Origin of the sequence: Enterobacter sp. 118C5, from assembly GCF_034107645.1 — a bacterium.
In the GTDB taxonomy this organism is placed as follows: domain Bacteria; phylum Pseudomonadota; class Gammaproteobacteria; order Enterobacterales; family Enterobacteriaceae; genus Enterobacter; species Enterobacter nematophilus.
Genome location: NZ_JAWNEU010000009.1, coordinates 138,719 through 156,245, shown reverse-complemented (window position 1 = coordinate 156,245; position 17,527 = coordinate 138,719). Strand labels below are relative to the sequence as shown.

Annotated in this window: 13 protein-coding genes and 1 other RNA gene; 3 read left to right on the top strand and 11 right to left on the bottom strand. The window is 56.0% G+C overall.

The features are described 5' to 3' along the window. Positions 1-63 precede the first annotated feature (63 nt). The 10 genes from UTO39_RS16055 to garL all read right to left on the bottom strand — a co-directional run bounded on the left by UTO39_RS16055 (position 64) and on the right by garL (position 12,693). Entirely contained in the window at positions 64-1,365 is a 1,302-nt protein-coding gene (locus UTO39_RS16055; protein ID WP_320727562.1) for a serine dehydratase subunit alpha family protein, read from the bottom strand. A gap of 20 nt (positions 1,366-1,385) precedes the next feature. After that, on the bottom strand, positions 1,386-2,717 hold the full coding sequence (locus UTO39_RS16050; RefSeq protein ID WP_266178981.1) for a hypothetical protein: 1,332 nt from the start codon (positions 2,715-2,717) through the stop codon (positions 1,386-1,388). A gap of 273 nt (positions 2,718-2,990) precedes the next feature. Next, positions 2,991-5,285 carry a formate C-acetyltransferase gene (pflB, locus tag UTO39_RS16045; protein WP_320727561.1) on the bottom strand — a complete coding sequence of 765 codons (2,295 nt, stop codon included), beginning with the start codon at positions 5,283-5,285 and terminating at the stop codon, positions 2,991-2,993. 15 nt (positions 5,286-5,300) lie between these two features. After that, positions 5,301-6,509, bottom strand: coding sequence for a propionate kinase (gene tdcD, locus UTO39_RS16040; protein ID WP_061099619.1), 1,209 nt, complete (start codon positions 6,507-6,509; stop codon positions 5,301-5,303). Positions 6,510-6,539: 30 nt separating this feature from the next. Beyond that, positions 6,540-7,871, bottom strand: a complete 1,332-nt coding sequence (gene tdcC, locus UTO39_RS16035; protein ID WP_253543335.1) for a threonine/serine transporter TdcC — start codon at positions 7,869-7,871, stop codon at positions 6,540-6,542. Positions 7,872-7,880: 9 nt separating this feature from the next. Then, complete coding sequence (tdcB, locus tag UTO39_RS16030) at positions 7,881-8,870, bottom strand: bifunctional threonine ammonia-lyase/L-serine ammonia-lyase TdcB (RefSeq protein ID WP_253543336.1); 990 nt, start codon at positions 8,868-8,870, stop codon at positions 7,881-7,883. A 96-nt stretch (positions 8,871-8,966) separates the two neighbouring features. After that, a complete protein-coding gene (gene tdcA / locus UTO39_RS16025) occupies positions 8,967-9,887 on the bottom strand; it encodes a transcriptional regulator TdcA (RefSeq protein ID WP_061096982.1) in 921 nt (306 codons plus the stop codon). Positions 9,888-10,574: 687 nt separating this feature from the next. Beyond that, an RNA gene (rnpB, locus tag UTO39_RS16020) (RNase P RNA component class A) lies at positions 10,575-10,951 on the bottom strand. A gap of 59 nt (positions 10,952-11,010) precedes the next feature. After that, positions 11,011-11,901: a 2-hydroxy-3-oxopropionate reductase gene (garR, locus tag UTO39_RS16015; RefSeq protein ID WP_151414005.1), complete on the bottom strand. Its 891-nt coding sequence runs from the start codon at positions 11,899-11,901 to the stop codon at positions 11,011-11,013. Positions 11,902-11,922: 21 nt separating this feature from the next. Beyond that, positions 11,923-12,693, bottom strand: coding sequence for a 2-dehydro-3-deoxyglucarate aldolase (gene garL, locus UTO39_RS16010; protein ID WP_151414004.1), 771 nt, complete (start codon positions 12,691-12,693; stop codon positions 11,923-11,925). Positions 12,694-13,049: 356 nt separating this feature from the next. On the opposite strand from garL, the gene garD reads away from it, so the two are divergent. Next, positions 13,050-14,621, top strand: a complete 1,572-nt coding sequence (gene garD / locus UTO39_RS16005; protein ID WP_320727560.1) for a galactarate dehydratase — start codon at positions 13,050-13,052, stop codon at positions 14,619-14,621. A 57-nt stretch (positions 14,622-14,678) separates the two neighbouring features. Here garD and UTO39_RS16000 read toward each other — a convergent pair whose 3' ends face one another. Then, on the bottom strand, positions 14,679-15,482 hold the full coding sequence (locus UTO39_RS16000; RefSeq protein ID WP_320727559.1) for a DeoR family transcriptional regulator: 804 nt from the start codon (positions 15,480-15,482) through the stop codon (positions 14,679-14,681). 239 nt (positions 15,483-15,721) lie between these two features. On the opposite strand from UTO39_RS16000, the gene kbaZ reads away from it, so the two are divergent. Continuing rightward, positions 15,722-17,029: a tagatose-bisphosphate aldolase subunit KbaZ gene (gene kbaZ / locus UTO39_RS15995; RefSeq protein WP_320727558.1), complete on the top strand. Its 1,308-nt coding sequence runs from the start codon at positions 15,722-15,724 to the stop codon at positions 17,027-17,029. 19 nt (positions 17,030-17,048) lie between these two features. Then, positions 17,049-17,522: a PTS N-acetylgalactosamine transporter subunit IIB gene (agaV, locus tag UTO39_RS15990; RefSeq protein ID WP_061096976.1), complete on the top strand. Its 474-nt coding sequence runs from the start codon at positions 17,049-17,051 to the stop codon at positions 17,520-17,522. Positions 17,523-17,527: the final 5 nt, after the last annotated feature.

Below are 17,527 nucleotides of genomic sequence, written 5' to 3'. Positions count from 1 at the left end.
CCCCTCACCCTAGCCCTCTCCCCCTTTGGGGAGAGGGCTAGGGTGAGGGGTGAAGGTCAATCGCTACACCTTACTCGCCATAATCTCAATGATCTGCCGGTCCGTAGCCTGCATCGAACGGCACGCCAGCGCGCACAGGTTGGCGATCGACTGCTCCACGTCGTGCGCCACTATGCCCTCGTTACCCGTCACGGCAGTATTATCCAGCGCCATCATCACCGCTTTCCAGGCGCTGCTGACGCTGGTTGAGACCTTCATGGCACAGCTGTTAGACGCCCCGTCGCAGATCGTCCCGCTGACGTCACCGATCATACTGCCGATCGCCATAGAAATGGTCTGGTAAGAACCGCCCATCAGCCACGCCATCCCCGCCGCAGCACCCATCGCCGCCGTTGTCGCCGCACACAGCGCGGACAGGCGCGGAAGCTGGTAATGAATATAGATCGCCGACAGATGCGAAAGCATCAGCGCGCGCGCCAGCCGTTCATCATCGGCCTGAACGTGCCCGGCGACCACGACAACCGGCATGGTGGCCGTGATCCCCTGATTCCCGGAGCCAGAGTTGCTCATCGCCGGCAGCGTCGCGCCGCCCATGCGGGCATCCGAGGCCGCGCTGGTGCGGATAACAATGTCTGAACCCAGATCCTGCCCCATCCATCCGCGTGCGCGCTGCTTATTGAGGGTCGCGCCAATGTGCAGCCCCCACTTCCCGCTGAGCCCTTCACGAGAGAGCGCGTCGTTCAATTGCCCTGCTTCCAGGATAAAGCGGATCGCCTCGAAAGGTACCTGCTCCACAAACTCCAGGATCTGCGAGAGCGTGGTGTTTGACAGTACCGCCAGCGGATCGTTACATACCTCAGCCTGCCGATCGTCAAGCCTGAAGCGCGTTTCGCCCTGACAAACCACCTCCACCACGCGGGTATGTCCGCCCGCAATGGTCACCATGGCCGAGGACTCACCGGCGTAAACGCAGGCACGCGAGTAGAGGATCTCCTCGCAGGGCTCCTGCAGTTTCACCTGCACCAGACCGGCGCTAAGCATTGCTTTGGCCCGCGCCAGCGCATCGGCGGTGACATCTTTCAGCACCTCCAGCCCCGCCTGCGCATTGCCACCGATGGCGCCCAGCGCCGCCGCAATGGGCAACCCGACCATGCCGGTACCCGGCACCGTTACGCCAAGCCCGTTCTTCATCAGATTCGGCGATACCCACGCCTCAATCTGCGTGACGTCGCCAGGCAACTGCTCTGCGGCAATCGCACAGGCAAGGGCCAGAGAAACGGGCTCGGTGCACCCCAGCGCAGGCTTAACTTCTTCCTGCACTACGCGAATAAATTGATTCCATAAAGGATGAGTTTGCTCAGACATCGTTACGACCTTATTTGCCCTCAGGAAAATGCGAGGAAAGGAGAAACACAAAGCAGCAGCCCGGTGATGACGATAATCACCAGCGAGACGCCTTTATATTTATGCAGCGCCGGTACCTTGTAGACCAGCCATGCAGGGATCAGGCAGCCCACCATGCCGAAGATGGGGCTACAGATAGAGGTGAAGCTCAGCACCGGCGCGTTTAACACGATCGCGCTCCAGGCCAGCAGGATAGCGAACAGCATGATCCCGCGCTGGACGGTGCTTTCATTAATACGTTCAGCCGGCATTTTGCGGCGCAGGATATTCATCACGATCCCCTGCGTGGCTTCGCGGAAGCCGAGGTAAACGCCGAAGAAGGCGGTCATCACGGCAAAAATATTGAGGATCACGCTGACGATTTTGACCCAGCCCGCGCCGTCCCCGCTGATAAACTGCGCCGCAATCGCCAGGGCTGAAATGTTCTGCTCGTAGGCTTTCACCGCCTCGTCGTGTCCCATCGCCAGGGTGAAAGAGACGGCGTAGAAGAAGACCGTGACAAATAGTATGCCAAAGGCGATATTCATCGCCCGCAGCGCTTTATGGCGCGCCACCTCAACGGACTTTTCCCGTGAACGATATGAAATCACCATCGGGCTTAAGGTCTGAATAAACAGAATGGAGGTTAAGGTAAAGGGCAGCGTAATAATGGCATTTTTTATCAGCAGCCCCATCGGCGGCAGCATGCCCACGTTGGCTAAATGCCAGAGTCCAATCATTGAAAGACCCAGCGCGGCAACCACAAATAATTTGGTCAGCACCATCAGGCTGGAGACTTTAAACAGCAGCTTTTCACCGCGCGACGAAATGGCGACCAGGATGCAGATCAGGAATAAGCCGTAGAACGGATTTTCCGAGAGCAAACCGTCGGTCACACCGAAGGTATGCAAATACGAGGCGCTGTCGTTGGTGATGGCCGTTGAATAGACAAACATCCAAATCACCAGCATCACGAAATAGAGCGCGCCTAATAAGATGCCCCAGTTTTTACCTAAATAACCGCTGATCACGCTCGGGTAGTCTTTGCATTCCGGCGATTCCGCCAGCGTATTTATAAACAGCCGCTGGAACAGGTACATGGCGGGATAACCAATAATCGACGAGAGCAAAAAGACCCACAGCCCCATTAATCCCACCTGAACCGGGAGAAAAACAATCCCCGCGCCGATGGCCATCCCGATACTCATGATGACCCAGCCCGTGTCGGTGCTGTCGAATTTAATTGCCTCTCGCCATTCGCTTTCGCTCATTCCCGCCCGCCTTGCCGCAGGGGAATCCTTCACAATCACACTGCTGTTTGTTGCCGTATTCATTGGGCACTCGCTTATTTTGTAGGGTAAATAGTTGTTTTTATTAGGTTCCGATCGCCAGCGATTGCGATTCAGAGGGCAGCAGGTGTTTATAGTTGGTGTGAGAAAATCATAGCCGGAGCGAGGGAGAAAAAAGTCACAAGTTTTATATGGATTTTCTGGCGCTGGAGGAAAACTTGCTACTGAATGTGTAAGTGAGAAGGATATTTTCTAAATGTGACGACATTCACGAAATTAAAAGCCTCCTCACACGAGGAGGCACAATGGCAATTTGAATTACATTGCCTGCGTAAACGTCCGCGAAATCACGTCCTGCTGCTGCTCCCGCGTCAGGGCGTTAAACCGCACCGCGTAGCCGGATACGCGGATCGTCAGGTTCGGGTAGTTCTCCGGGTGCGCGATCGCATCCAGGAGCATCTCCCGGTTCATGACGTTGACGTTCAGGTGCTGCCCGCCCTCAATGGACGCTTCATGATGGAAGTACCCGTCCAGCAGCCCCACCAGGTTGGTTTTGCGCACCAGTTCGTCCTTACCCAGGGCCTGCGGCACGATGGAGAAGGTGTAGGAGATCCCGTCTTTCGCGTAGGTGAACGGCAGCTTGGCGACCGACGTTAGCGAAGCCACCGCCCCTTTTCTGTCGCGCCCGTGCATCGGGTTCGCGCCAGGCGCAAACGGCGTGCCGCCGCGGCGTCCGTCCGGCGTGTTGCCGGTCTTCTGGCCGTAAACCACGTTGGAGGTGATGGTCAGGATCGACTGGGTTGGCACCGCGTTGCGGTAGGTTGGCAGCGCCTGAATTTTCTTTATAAAACGCTCCACCAGATCGCAGGCAATGCTGTCCACGCGGTCGTCGTTGTTGCCGTACTGCGGGTAGTCCCCTTCTATGACGAAATCGACCGCCAGACCGGTATGGTCGCGCACCGGCTTCACCGTCGCGTATTTAATGGCCGAGAGGGAATCCGCCGCCACCGACAGCCCGGCGATGCCGCAGGCCATGGTGCGATAGACGTCCCGGTCGTGCAGCGCCATCAGCGAGGCTTCGTAGCTGTACTTATCATGCATGTAGTGAATGAGATTCAGCGCGCTGATGTACTGCACCGCCAGCCAGTCCATAAAGTGGTCGAGGCTCGCCATCACGGTGTCGTAATCCAGCACCTCATCCAGCAGCGGCTCGGTTTTCGGACCGACCTGGATCTTCAGCTTTTCATCCACCCCGCCGTTGATCGCGTACAGCAGCGTTTTGGCGAGGTTAGCGCGAGCGCCGAAGAACTGCATCTGCTTGCCGATCACCATCGGGCTGACGCAGCAGGCGATGGCGTAGTCGTCGCTGTTGAAGTCCGCGCGCATAAGATCGTCGTTCTCATACTGCAGCGACGAGGTGACGATCGATACCTGCGCGGCGTATTTCTTGAACGCGATCGGCAGCTGTTCAGACCAGAGGATCGTCAGGTTCGGCTCCGGCGCGGGCCCCATGGTGTGCAGGGTGTGCAGATAGCGGAAGCTATTTTTGGTCACCAGCGTGCGCCCGTCCAGCCCCATGCCACCGATCACTTCCGTGGCCCAGATCGGATCGCCGGAGAAGAGCGTGTCGAACTCCGGCGTGCGCAGGAAGCGCACCATGCGGATCTTCATAATGAAGTGGTCGATCAGCTCCTGGGCCTGGACTTCGTCCAGCCTTCCTGCCTGCATGTCGCGTTCGATGTAGATATCGAGGAACGACGCCGTGCGCCCCAGCGACATCGCTCCGCCGTTCTGGGATTTTACAGCGGCAAGATAGGCAAAATAGACCCACTGCACCGCTTCCCGGGCGTTCATCGCCGGGCGGGAGATATCAAAGCCGTAGTTCGCCGCCATCTGCTGGATCTGGAGCAGCGCGCGCCTGTGCTCCGCCAGCTCCTCGCGCAGGCGGATCGTCGCTTCAAGATCTTCACCGCGCTCCAGCCTGCCCTGCAGATCGGCAAACTGCAGTTCGCGCTCGCGCACCAGATAGCTGATGCCGTACAGCGCCACGCGGCGATAGTCGCCGATGATGCGCCCGCGCCCGTAGCCGTCCGGCAGACCGGTCAGCACGCCGGATTTGCGGCAGCGCATCATCTCCGGTGAATAGACGTCAAACACCCCCTGATTGTGGGTTTTGCGCAGGTCGGTAAACAGGTATTCGAACTGCGGATCCATCTCCCGGCCGTAGGCTTCGAACGAGCTGCGGATCATATTGATCCCGCCGTACGGGTGCAGGGCGCGCTTGAGCGGCTTGTCGGTTTGCAGGCCAACGATCGTCTCCAGTTCCCGATCGATATAGCCTGGTCCGTGGGCGGTAATGGTGGTGGCAATGTTGGTGTCGAAATCCACCGGGGCGTGGGTGGCATTCTCCTGGCGAATGCCGACCATCACCTTCTGCCACAGCGCCGTCGTTGCTGGCGTCGCCTGCGCGAGGAAAGCTTCATCGCCTTCATAAGGGGTGTAGTTATGCTGAATAAAATCGCGGACGTTGACGGCGTTTTTCCATTCTTTACCGCGAAACCCGGCCCATGCGTCGCTGTAGGGCGCGACGCCCGTATCGATTGTTACTTTCATGTGATTCTCGCTTTATCAGGCGTAAGCCGCAGCCGGAGTGACCTTTCCAAGACGGAGGGCGTCCAGCGCGATCATTTTTTCTTCGTTGGTAGGGACAACCGCGCAGGCCACGCGGGACGACTCGGTGGAGATGACGCGCTCACCCGCGCTGCCCGGCAGGGCGTTTTTGGCGTCGTCGAGGATGATGCCGAACACTTTCAGATGTTCGGCCACCAGCGCGCGGACAAGCGTCGAGTTTTCGCCAATGCCGCCGGTAAAGACCACCCCATCCAGACGGTGCAGCGACGCGGCGTGACCGGCGATATGCCGCGCTATGCGGTGGACAAAGGTTGTTATCGCCAGCTGCGCCCGCTCGTTGCCTTCGTGCCAGGCTTTCTCCAGCGCGCGTAAATCAGAGGAGATGCCGGAGATCCCCAGCAGCCCGGACTCTTTATTCACCACGCGCTCCAGATCTTCAAACGACTGGCCGGTCTGCTGGGCAATCCACGCCATCGCGCCAAAATCCACGTCGCCGCAGCGCGTGCCCATCACCAGCCCTTCCAGCGGCGTCATCCCCATCGAGGTGTCAACGCTCTCGCCGTTGCGCACCGCGCAGATGGACGCCCCGTTGCCGAGGTGGGCAATCACCAGGCCGCTGTCATCGGGGGACAGCCCGAGAAGCGCGTGCGCCTGCCCGGCCACGTAGCGGTGAGAGGTGCCGTGGAAGCCGTAGCGGCGCACGCCCAGCTCTTCAAAATAGCGGTACGGCAGACCGTACAGATAGGCCTGCGGCGGCAGCGTCTGGTGGAAGCTGGTATCAAACACCGCCACCTGCTGCACGCCCGGGAAGAGACGCTCTGCCGCTTCCACGCCGCTCAGGTTGGCGTAGTTATGCAGCGGCGCCAGCGGGGAGACCTGGCGGATCTGCTCAATCACCTCTTCCGTGATCGGGGTCGACTCGCTGAAAAGGTCGCCACCGTGGGCAATGCGGTGGCCAATCAGGGCCACGCTGCTCATCAGGTTACGCTTCTCCAGCTCCAGGGCGATGGCGGCCAGCGCCCCTTCGTAGTCCTGGTGAGCCAGTCTGACCGGCTCACCCCCGTTCACGGAAATAAAGGCCTTTTCGGTGTTGATACCGTCCGCAATGCCCGTCATCAGGGCATCGCAGCCTGCTGCGTCCAGCACCGAAAACTTAACAGAGGACGATCCGCAGTTAATAACCAGTACAACCGGAAACTCAATCATCATATGACTCCGCTCTTCCTGAGCTTTGGGTTAGAACAGTTTGTAAACGATATTCAGAATGGTCAGCAGGCCAACCACGGTAACGAAGATGTTCTCGGTGCGGCCTTTGTATTTCGCCAGCGCAGACGCCTTGCGGATGGCGTACATCGGCAGCAGGCACAGCAGAGAGGCGATGATTGGCGCGCCCATGGCTTCAATAAGGTCCAGAATGTTCGGGTTGGCGTAGGCCACAACCCAGGTGGAGCCCATGATGAACACCATGCTGATAGTGTTCAGCTTGCCAACAGAGACTTTCTTCTTATCGCCCTTGTAGCCGAACTTAAGGATCAGGCCGTTCAGCCCTTCCAGCGTGCCCAGGTAGTGGCCGAAGAAGGATTTGAAGATAGCCACCAGCGCGATGATGGAGGCGCCGTATTCGAGCACCGTCGCGAACGTCGATTTACTGCCGGACATCGAGGCAAAGTGGTTCGCCAGGTAAGAGAGTACCGGAATGTTCTGCGCCTTGGCGTCCGCCATGTTCTGCGGAGAGAGCGTAAACAGGCAGCTGAAGGCGAAGAACATCACCACGGCCACCATCAGCATGCTGGCGCGACCGATGATTTTGGAACATTTCTGCTCGGTAAACTCTTTCCCGAACTCCGGCTCGTACTCTTCACGCTTGGAAACCACAAACGAGGAGACGATAGGCGAGAAGTTGAAGGAGAAGACCATGATGGAGATCCCCAGCCACACCGTAACCAGAATGCCGTCATGACCGGTGAAGGCGATATCGCTCAGGTTGACCTGTTCGATTACCGCCGAGTTCCAGTACGGGATCAGCGACAGGGAAATCAGCACCAGGCTGGCAATGAACGGGAACACCAGGTAGCTCATCACTTTTACCATCAGGTCCTTACCGAACCAGATAACAAAGGCCATCAGCAGCAGCAGGAACAGCGCCACCACGCCGCGATTCAGCGCAGGCATCTGGAGCTGGTTTTCCCAGAACGTCATAAAGGTGTTCGTAATGGTGACGCCGTAAATCCACAGCAGCGGGCAAATGGCGAAGAAGTAGAGGAACGTAATCACCACCCCACCGGTTTTCCCGAAGTGCTCTTCCACCGTTTCGGTGATGTTGCCGGAGACGTTGCTGCCGGACAAACAGAGGCGCGCCAGCGCGCGGTGGCAATAAAAGGCAATCGGGAAGGCGAGTACCAGCATCAGCAGGATGGGGATCAGTCCGCCAAAGCCTGCGCGAATGGGGAAGAACAGCACGCCTGCGCCAATGGCGGTACCAAACAGGCCGAGCGTCCATGTAGTGTCAGACTTACGCCAGGAGGACGTTTTTGTCTGGCCAACGATAATGCTTTCTGTGTTGCTCATAGGTCACCTTTATGCGTCAACGAAGCCGGTAATTTGGGAAACACGGGAGAGATCGATATTGCCGCCGGAAATAATGCAGACGGTTTTACGGCCATGAATATAGTGGTCGAGCTTGCCGCTTAATAACGCCGCGCAGGCCAGCGCGCCCGCGCCTTCCGTCACCACTTTATTTCGCTGAATAAGGGCAATCATGCTGTTGCGAATATCGTCTTCGCTCACCAGTACAATGTCGTCAACTAATTCGCGAACAATTTCGAAGGTTAATTTGCCCGGACGAGACACGTCGCAGCCGTCCGCTAACGTGCCGGTAACGCGATGGTTAGTTATTTCTCCGGCCTGATAAGAGGCCGCCATGCCGTGAACGTTTTCAGACTGTACGCCGATAATATTAATGGTCGGGTTGATGGATTTAATCGCCGTTGCAATCCCGGCAATTAATCCGCCGCCGCCGATAGGGACAATCACGTTATCCACGTCGTATAAATCTTCGAGGATTTCCAGGCCGATGGTGCCCTGCCCGGCGATCACTTTCGGGTCATCATAAGGCGGGATAAATATGCGCCCTTCCAACTCAACGATTTCGCTCACTTTGGCGATGGTGTCGTTAAAGTTCTCGCCGTGCAGCACCACTTCGGCGGAATAGTCGCGCGTCGCGGCCACCTTGGATTTTGGCGCGCCCATTGGCATCACCACTTTGCCGTCGATACCGAGCATCGCACAGGAGAGCGACACGCCCTGCGCGTGGTTTCCTGCGGAGCAGGCGACGACGCCTTTGCGTTTTTCCGCATCGGTCAGCGAGCTTAATTTATTAAACGCACCGCGAATTTTAAACGAGCCGGTACGCTGCATATTTTCAAATTTCAGGAATATCTCACCTTTACACCGTTCGCTGAGATAATTTGAGCGCGGCATGCCGGTTTTATAGATTTTTCCTGCCAGCCGCTTTCTGGCATCCTGTATATCTTCAATGGTAACCGGGAGATCGTAAGTAATGTGCATAATATCCTCGTTATAATAATTCATTCTTTTCAGGCAAAGTCAGGGTATCAGAGCGTTAAAAATCAGCGCCCCGGGTGTTTTAAAGCGTGATTATTTTTATCGTCGTCTTTCGATATTCATCGAAGAATATTGTTTTGCCAGCTCAACTAATACTGACGCCGATTTTTTAATTCTGTAATTTTTCGACCACACGGCGGCATAGCGCGCCACGGGCAATTCATCTTCCACAGGAAGCACAATAAACTGGTCCGAGCCGAACGGCGCAATCATGTCGCGGGGAATCACCGTCAGATAATCGGCATTCAGGACAAGGTTATAAATGGTGACGACGGAATCGGTCTGGACGATGTTTTCAATGCTGATGTGGTTGTCTTGCAGGGTGGTCAGGAGTTCTTTGTAGTAGCCCATATCGGTTTGCGGCATCACCCACTGCTCGTGCGTGAGCGATGCCAGTGTCGTCGGGCCGGTGCACGTTCGTGATTTACTGGCGACCAGCACAAACTCTGACTCAAACAGCGGCTCGACGTGAAGATCCTGCAGCAGCATTTCGTCGCTCAGCGTGCCGATGGCAAAATCCAGCCGACCGTCGCGAATGGCCGGAAGGAAAGAGGAGAGCTGGGCTTCATACATGGATACGCGCGCTTTCGGGAACACTTCCCTGAATTTTTTGATCATCTCAGACAGGAAGGTGAAGCCAATCAGCGACGGATAGCCAAAGGAGACGTCCATGACGGTGCTGAAACTGAGGCTGTTAATCTCGCTCACCATGTTTTTCATCTCGCGGGTGATCGACTCAGAGTATGAAAGCAGCACCTGCCCCGCAGCAGTCAGTTTGACGCCGGTGTTTTTACGCACCATCACTTCCACGCCGAAGTAAGATTCGATGTCGCTGATGATTTTGCTGACGGCGGGTTGCGTCAGGCCCAGTTGTCTTGCGGCAGAACCTATGGAGCCACTTTTAATGACTTCCTGAAATACCACGAGGTGCTGTGTTTTCGGTAGAATAATAGTGTTCATAATATTCTGCGCTTATTTCCCTATGACGCAGCGGATTCTACCTAATATTGTTTAAGAGGTTATGTGCTGTTACTCACAATTTGCTTTCCCGCGCATTTCACGGGAACAACATCAACATAAAAAACATCGTGCAATCAATGCGATAGGTAAATAAAAGCACACCATTACGCTGATATCGATCAATAAAAGCAGCAGTAATAAAATTATTTTATGGCGATAACCTTGATAAACTTTTCTGGGTTAAATAAATCAATAAAGACGATCTTTCAGGCAATTAAAGGCCAATAAATAACCGTTATTCCTTTGAAACATTCTTTCAAATTATCAAATTTTGCAGAGGATTTTTGGACAGCTTTTTATAAACAGTGGAATACGTCACACATTCACAGCCTGAATGTTTTTAATTTCAATATGTTTATATCAAATAAGAAAATATTTGCGATCGTTCAGTTAACATTCGCAACAAATTAACAATACTGTAAATTCGATCTTTTTTAGCGCGAAATTTTGTGATGGCAATCGTCTGCGGGATGCATATCGACGATGGAAAGGGTAATGCAGTGAAATGTGCTTAATGTCGCAAATATGAGAATTGATGTCGTTTGTGCGAGTTGCCGGGTGGCGATGCGCTTACCTGGCTACGACCCCCTAAAAGCAAAAACCCCGCCGAAGCGGGGTTCTGGAAGAAGTTGAAGCTGACCGATAAGCCGGGTTCTGTCGTGGACAGTCATTCATCTAGGCCAGCAATCGCTCACTGGCTCAAGCAGCCTACCCGGGTTCAGTACGGGCCGTACCATGTGAACCCCTATTTGGCCTTGCTCCGGGTGGAGTTTACCGTGCCACGGACTGTTACCAGCCGCGCGGTGCGCTCTTACCGCACCCTTTCACCCTTACCTGATCCCGCTTGCGCGGGCCATCGGCGGTTTGCTCTCTGTTGCACTGGTCGTGGGTTTCCCCCCCAGGCGTTACCTGGCACCCTGCCCTATGGAGCCCGGACTTTCCTCCCCTCCGCCCGTCTCCCCCGAAAGGGACGACGACGAAGCGGCGACTGTCTGGTCAGCTTCGGCGCGCAGTATAGAGGGTTTGCGCGCCGCTGTCACCCTCAGGCGCAGGCAAGATGCTATTAACGCGCCACTTCCACCTTCGCCAGTTTTTCGTAGTAGCACGCAATCGCGCTGTGATCGGCCGTGCCCAGGCCATCCGCACGCAGCGCCTGCATCATCTCCATGACCGCAGCGGTCAGCGGCAGCTGTGCCCCCACGCCGTGAGACGTATCCAGCGCGTTCGCCAGATCTTTGATATGCAGGTCGATGCGGAAACCGGGTTTGAAATTACGATCCATCACCATCGGCGCTTTGGCATCCAGCACCGTACTGCCCGCCAGGCCGCCGCGAATTGCCTGATAAACCAGGTCCGGATTGACGCCCGCCTTGGTTGCCAGGGTCAGCGCTTCAGACATGGCGGCAATGTTCAGCGCCACAATCACCTGGTTCGCGAGCTTGGTGACGTTGCCCGCGCCAATGTCTCCGGTATGCACTACGGAGCCCGCCATCGCTTTCATCAGGTCATAGTATTTATCGAACACGGCCTTATCGCCGCCCACCATCACAGACAGCGTGCCGTCGATGGCTTTCGGCTCGCCGCCGCTGACGGGCGCATCCAGCATCTCTACGCCCTTCGCTTTTAACGCCTCGCTGATTTCACGGCTCGCGAGCGGGGCGATAGAGCTCATATCAATCAGCACCAGGCCCGGCTTCGCACCTTCGATGATGCCGTTCTCCCCAAGCGCGACTTCTTTGACGTGCGGGGAATTGGGCAACATGGTGATGATGACGTCGCACTGCTCAGCAATGGCTTTAGCGGTGGTGGCCGTTTCCGCGCCCGCCGCCATCACCTCAGCCACAGACTGCGAATTATGATCGGATACCACCAGTGAGTAACCCGCTTTAATCAGGTTCTTACTCATTGGTTTACCCATGATCCCAAGACCAATAAAACCCACTTTCAGCGTCATAATCTGTTTCCTCAATGATGGTTATTTTTTAAAAGCGTCCGCTAATTTCTGCGTGGCCGAGCGGAACACGCCAAGGTCGCTGCCGACGGCAACGAACGTGGCTCCCCACTCCAGGTAGCGACGGGCATCGGCCTCAACCGGCGCCAGAATGCCGCACGGCTTGCCGTGCGCTTTGGCGCGGGCAAAGATGTGCTGGATAGCGCGCTGCACGTCAGGGTGGCTGGCGTTGCCCAGATGACCAAAGGCGGCAGCCAGATCGCTTGGGCCAACGAAGATACCGTCCACGCCATTTGTGGCTGCAATCGCATCGACGTTATCAACGCCCTGCTGGCTCTCGATCTGAACCAGAATGGTGATATTGCTATTGGACTGGGCGAAGTAGTCCGGCACGTTGCCAAACATGTTGGCGCGGTGTGACACCGAGACGCCGCGGATCCCCTCCGGCGGATAGCGCGTTGAGGCTACGGCCAGCGCCGCCTGTTCTTCCGTTTCCACAAACGGGATCAGGAAATTGTAAAAACCAATATCCAGCAGACGCTTGATAATCACCGGCTCGTTAGTTGGCACGCGCACCACCGGAGCGCTGGGGCTGCCTTTCAGCGCCATCAGCTGCGGAATAAAGGTGCTGATATCGTTCGGCGCATGTTCGCCGTCCAGCACCAGCCAGTCGAACCCGGCCAGGCCTAACACTTCGGTGCTAATAGGGTTTGCCAGCGCGGACCAACAGCCAATCTGAATCTGGTGCGCCGCGAGGGCAGCTTTAAACTTATTCGGGAAGATATCGTTATTCATCACTTAACCCTTTTTAATTCCGCAGTTTTAGCCAGTATTATTTTTCCAGAACAGATTCTTTATATTTATTTCTCTGACTGAATATTGGCGTTATAAAATCGTCATTCAGTATAATCGGCTCTGCACGGCAGCACATTGTTTTGATGCTCAAGTATCGCGCTACATCTCAACGCTATTTTGAGCATATGCACAAAGCAGTGGGCGCTAATGCACAGAATCAAGGATTAGTCCGCCTGAAACGATCGCGATCACATTTTCACTTTTCCTCTCCTGACATGCTTTATTTCTGCGTTAAGAAAACGATTATCCAACGAGTTATTTTTCATAGCTGAAACTTTGCCGGAGAAGAGTGAATAATGGCCGATATTGCAATTAGAGAGGCATCGCCGACGGCGTTTTATATTAAAGTTCACGATACGGATAACGTGGCGATTATTGTCAACGACAATGGCTTAAAAGCAGGCACCCTCTTCCCGGACGGGCTGGAGCTGATTGAGCATATTCCGCAGGGGCACAAGGTCGCGCTGGTCGATATTCCCGCCCACGGCGAAATCGTCCGTTACGGTGAAGTCATCGGCTATGCGGTACGCGCTATCCCGCAGGGTAGCTGGATTGAGGAGTCTCTGGTGGCGCTGCCAGAAGCACCGCCGCTGAATACGCTCCCGCTGGCGACCCGCGTCCCTGAATCTTTGCCGCCGCTGGAGGGCTATACCTTTGAAGGCTACCGCAACGCGGACGGTAGCGTCGGCACCAAAAACCTGCTCGGCATTACCACCAGCGTGCACTGCGTGGCGGGCGTGGTGGATTACGTGGTGAAAATCATTGAGCGCGATCTGCTGCCGAAGTATCCGAACGTCGACGGCGTGGTGGGTCTTAACCACCTGTACGGCTGCGGCGTGGCGATCAACGCCCCGGCGGCAGTCGTGCCGATCCGTACTATCCACAATATCGCCCTTAACCCAAACTTTGGCGGCGAGGTGATGGTAATCGGTCTCGGCTGTGAAAAATTGCAGCCAGAGCGCCTGCTGCAGGGCACCGAAGATGTCAAAGCCATCCCGGCTGACGGGGCCAGCATCGTGCGCCTGCAGGACGAACGCCACGTTGGTTTCCGGTCAATGGTCGACGATATTCTGCAGGTGGCAGAACGTCATCTGGATAAACTCAACCGCCGCCAGCGCGAAACGTGCCCGGCGTCGGAACTGGTGGTGGGCACCCAGTGTGGCGGCAGCGATGCATTTTCCGGCGTGACGGCTAACCCGGCGGTGGGCTATGCGTCCGATCTGCTGGTTCGCTGCGGCGCCACGGTGATGTTCTCCGAAGTCACCGAAGTGCGCGATGCTATTCACCTGCTCACCCCACGCGCCGTTAATGAAGAGGTGGGCAAACGCCTGCTTGAGGAGATGGCCTGGTACGATAACTATCTCGATATGGGCAAAACCGACCGCAGCGCCAATCCTTCGCCGGGCAACAAGAAAGGCGGCCTGGCGAACGTGGTGGAAAAAGCCCTCGGTTCGATTGCCAAATCCGGCCAGAGCGCGATTGTGGAAGTGCTCTCTCCGGGCCAGCGCCCGACGAAGCGCGGCCTGATTTATGCGGCTACGCCTGCCAGCGACTTTGTTTGCGGCACCCAGCAGGTGGCCTCCGGCATTACGGTACAGGTCTTTACCACCGGGCGCGGCACGCCATACGGCCTGATGGCGGTCCCGGTGATCAAGATGGCGACCCGCACCGAGCTGGCCAGCCGCTGGTATGACTTAATGGATATAAACGCGGGCACCATTGCCACCGGGGAAGAAAGTATTGAAGACGTGGGCTGGAAGCTGTTCCATTTTATTCTGGACGTGGCGAGCGGTCGGAAGAAAACGTTCTCGGACCAGTGGGGGCTGCACAATCAGCTGGCGGTGTTTAACCCGGCACCGGTGACGTGAGGGCCCCTCACCTTGCCCTCTCCCCAAAGGGGAGAGGGTAAAAACCGCACCGAGCCTTTAAACCAGCACCACATCAATTCCGCTTTTCCGCAGCCCGTCCAGGCTTTCCGCAGGAATGCCTTCATCGACGATAATCATATCAATCCTTTGCGTATCAATGATTTTATGCAGGCTCGAGCGGTTAAATTTGCTGGAGTCGGTCACGACGATAATACGCTCTGCCACCTCGCACATTTTGCGGTTCAGGCGGGCTTCATCCTCGTTGTGCGTGCTCACACCGCGATCGAGATCGATGGCGTCGACGCCCAGGAACAACAGATCAAAGTGATAATTCTGTAAGGACTGTTCCGCCTGATCGCCGTAGAAGGACTGCGACTGACGCCGCAAGTGCCCGCCGGTCATCAGCAGCTCTACCCCTTCTGCTTCCAGCAGCGCATTCGCCACGTTCATCCCGTTGGTCATAGCAATGACGTCCGTGTGCTGGCGCAGCATACGGGCGATCTCAAAAGTCGTGGTGCCGGAATCCAGAATAATGCGGTGCCCCGGCTTCACCAGCGCGGCGGCGGCCTGGGCGATGCTTCGCTTCACCGCCGTATTGAGCGAGCTTTTATCCTCAACGGAAGGCTCGACTGCAGGCGCATTCCCTTCGCAGATCAGCGCCCCGCCGTAAGCGCGAACGGCAATCCCCTGCTTTTCCAGAAACGCCAGATCGTTACGGATCGTCACCGTCGATACGCCATATAAATGAGAAAGATCGTTAACCTGCACGCTTCCCTGCGCCCGCAACCGCTGAATGATCTGCTCCCGCCTTTCACTGGTGCCGGTGATGCGCTTCTCTGCGGATGAATCGCTGCTGCTCATACGAGATCCTTAATCAATAAACTTTCGTTTCATTTCGTTTTGCCTATTAACGCCTTTCTTTTTAGCGAATGCAAGTGCTGTCTGGCGGACATACGCAAGCCTGCCTATAGCTGAAACCTTTCATTATGTTTCTTTTGTGAAACAGATCGGAAAACTATTATCTTTCGTTTTATTTTTACACCACCATAATGCAGGATTAAATGAAACAAAACGAAAGATAAAGATCATTACCATCCGAAATGGAGAGGAAAGTGAAACATCTGACAGAAATGGTGGAACAACATAAACGGGGGAATGCAAACGGGATTTATGCCGTCTGTTCCGCACATCCACTGGTACTTGAAGCTGCCATTCGTTACGCCCATTCGCGCCAAACGCCGCTGCTGATTGAAGCCACCTCAAACCAGGTGGATCAGTTCGGCGGCTATACCGGCATGACCCCCGCCGATTTCCACGGGTTCGTCTGTAAGCTGGCGGAATCGCTTGGTTTCCCGACTTCGCAGCTGATCCTCGGCGGCGATCATTTAGGGCCTAACCGCTGGCAAAATCTGCCTGCTCTGCAGGCGATGGCGAATGCCGACGATCTGATCAAAAGCTACGTGGCTGCCGGGTTCAAGAAGATCCATCTCGACTGCAGCATGTCCTGCGAGGACGATCCGGTTCCCTTGACCGATGCGATCGTCGCCGCGCGTGCCGCACGCCTGGCGAAAATTGCCGAAGCGACCTGTCGAGAGCAGTTTGGTGGATCCGATCTGGTCTACGTTATCGGCACGGAAGTGCCGGTCCCGGGTGGCGCGCACGAAACGCTGACCGAGCTTGAGGTCACGACGCCTGAGGCGGCTCGCGCCACGCTTGAAGCCCACCGCCACGCGTTCGAAAAGGAAGGCTTAAATCACATCTGGCCGCGCATCATTGGCCTGGTGGTTCAGCCCGGCGTGGAATTCGACCACGCGCAGGTCTGTGACTACCAGCCCAAAAAAGCCGTCGCGCTGAGTAAGATGGTTGAAGCCTACGACACGCTGGTTTTTGAAGCGCACTCCACCGATTACCAGACGCCGCAGGCGCTGCGCCAGCTGGTGAACGATCACTTCGCTATTTTAAAAGTCGGCCCTGCCCTGACTTTTGCCCTGCGCGAAGCGCTGTTCTCACTGGCCGCCATTGAAGAAGAACTGCTGCCGGCGAAAGCCAGCTCTGGCCTGCGTCACGTTCTGGAAAACGTGATGCTCGATCGCCCGGAATACTGGCAAAGCCACTACCACGGCGACGGCAATGCGCGACGTCTGGCGCGCGGCTACAGCTACTCCGACCGCGTGCGCTATTACTGGCCGGACAGCCAGATTGACGACGCCTTTGAACGACTGGTGCACAACCTGGCAGACGAACCCATCCCGCTGCCGCTTATCAGCCAGTATCTGCCGCTGCAGTACAGCAAAGTTCGCGAGGGCGCTCTCAAGTCAACGCCGCGGGAACTCATCATTGACCACATTCAGGACATACTCCAGCAGTACCATGCCGCCTGCGAAGGCGTAACGACTCCACACGCATAATTAAAAAGAGGAAAACGCTATGCCAAACATTGTCTTATGCCGCATTGATGAACGACTGATCCACGGACAGGTGGGCGTGCAGTGGGTGGGGTTTGCGGGGGCAAACCTGGTGCTGGTGGCAAATGACGAGGTTGCTGACGATCCGGTTCAACAAAACCTGATGGAAATGGTGCTCGCGGAAGGGATCGCCGTGCGTTTCTGGTCGCTGCAAAAAACGATCGACAACATTCACCGCGCCGCTGACCGCCAGAAAATTCTGCTGGTCTGCAAATCACCCGCCGATTTTCTGAAGCTGGTTGAAGGCGGCGTACCCATCACCCGTATCAATGTCGGAAACATGCACTACGCCAGTGGCAAACAGCAAATTGCCAAAACGGTCTCTGTCGACGCGAACGATATCGCTGCGTTCAACGGCCTGAAAGCGGCCGGGGTGGAATGCTTTGTTCAGGGCGTTCCAACAGAGACCGCTTTGGATCTCTTTAAACTGCTTTGAGGGAT

Coding starts and splice junctions, on each gene's coding strand:
- UTO39_RS16000 (WP_320727559.1), bottom strand. CDS start 15,482: ATGAGCAGCAGCGATTCATCCGCAGAGAAGCGCATCACCGGCACCAGT.
- UTO39_RS16050 (WP_266178981.1), bottom strand. CDS start 2,717: ATGAATACGGCAACAAACAGCAGTGTGATTGTGAAGGATTCCCCTGCG.
- pflB (WP_320727561.1), bottom strand. CDS start 5,285: ATGAAAGTAACAATCGATACGGGCGTCGCGCCCTACAGCGACGCATGG.
- tdcA (WP_061096982.1), bottom strand. CDS start 9,887: ATGAACACTATTATTCTACCGAAAACACAGCACCTCGTGGTATTTCAG.
- tdcC (WP_253543335.1), bottom strand. CDS start 7,871: ATGAGCAACACAGAAAGCATTATCGTTGGCCAGACAAAAACGTCCTCC.
- garD (WP_320727560.1), top strand. CDS start 13,050: ATGGCCGATATTGCAATTAGAGAGGCATCGCCGACGGCGTTTTATATT.
- agaV (WP_061096976.1), top strand. CDS start 17,049: ATGCCAAACATTGTCTTATGCCGCATTGATGAACGACTGATCCACGGA.
- garR (WP_151414005.1), bottom strand. CDS start 11,901: ATGACGCTGAAAGTGGGTTTTATTGGTCTTGGGATCATGGGTAAACCA.
- UTO39_RS16055 (WP_320727562.1), bottom strand. CDS start 1,365: ATGTCTGAGCAAACTCATCCTTTATGGAATCAATTTATTCGCGTAGTG.
- tdcD (WP_061099619.1), bottom strand. CDS start 6,509: ATGATTGAGTTTCCGGTTGTACTGGTTATTAACTGCGGATCGTCCTCT.
- kbaZ (WP_320727558.1), top strand. CDS start 15,722: ATGGAGAGGAAAGTGAAACATCTGACAGAAATGGTGGAACAACATAAA.
- tdcB (WP_253543336.1), bottom strand. CDS start 8,870: ATGCACATTACTTACGATCTCCCGGTTACCATTGAAGATATACAGGAT.
- garL (WP_151414004.1), bottom strand. CDS start 12,693: ATGAATAACGATATCTTCCCGAATAAGTTTAAAGCTGCCCTCGCGGCG.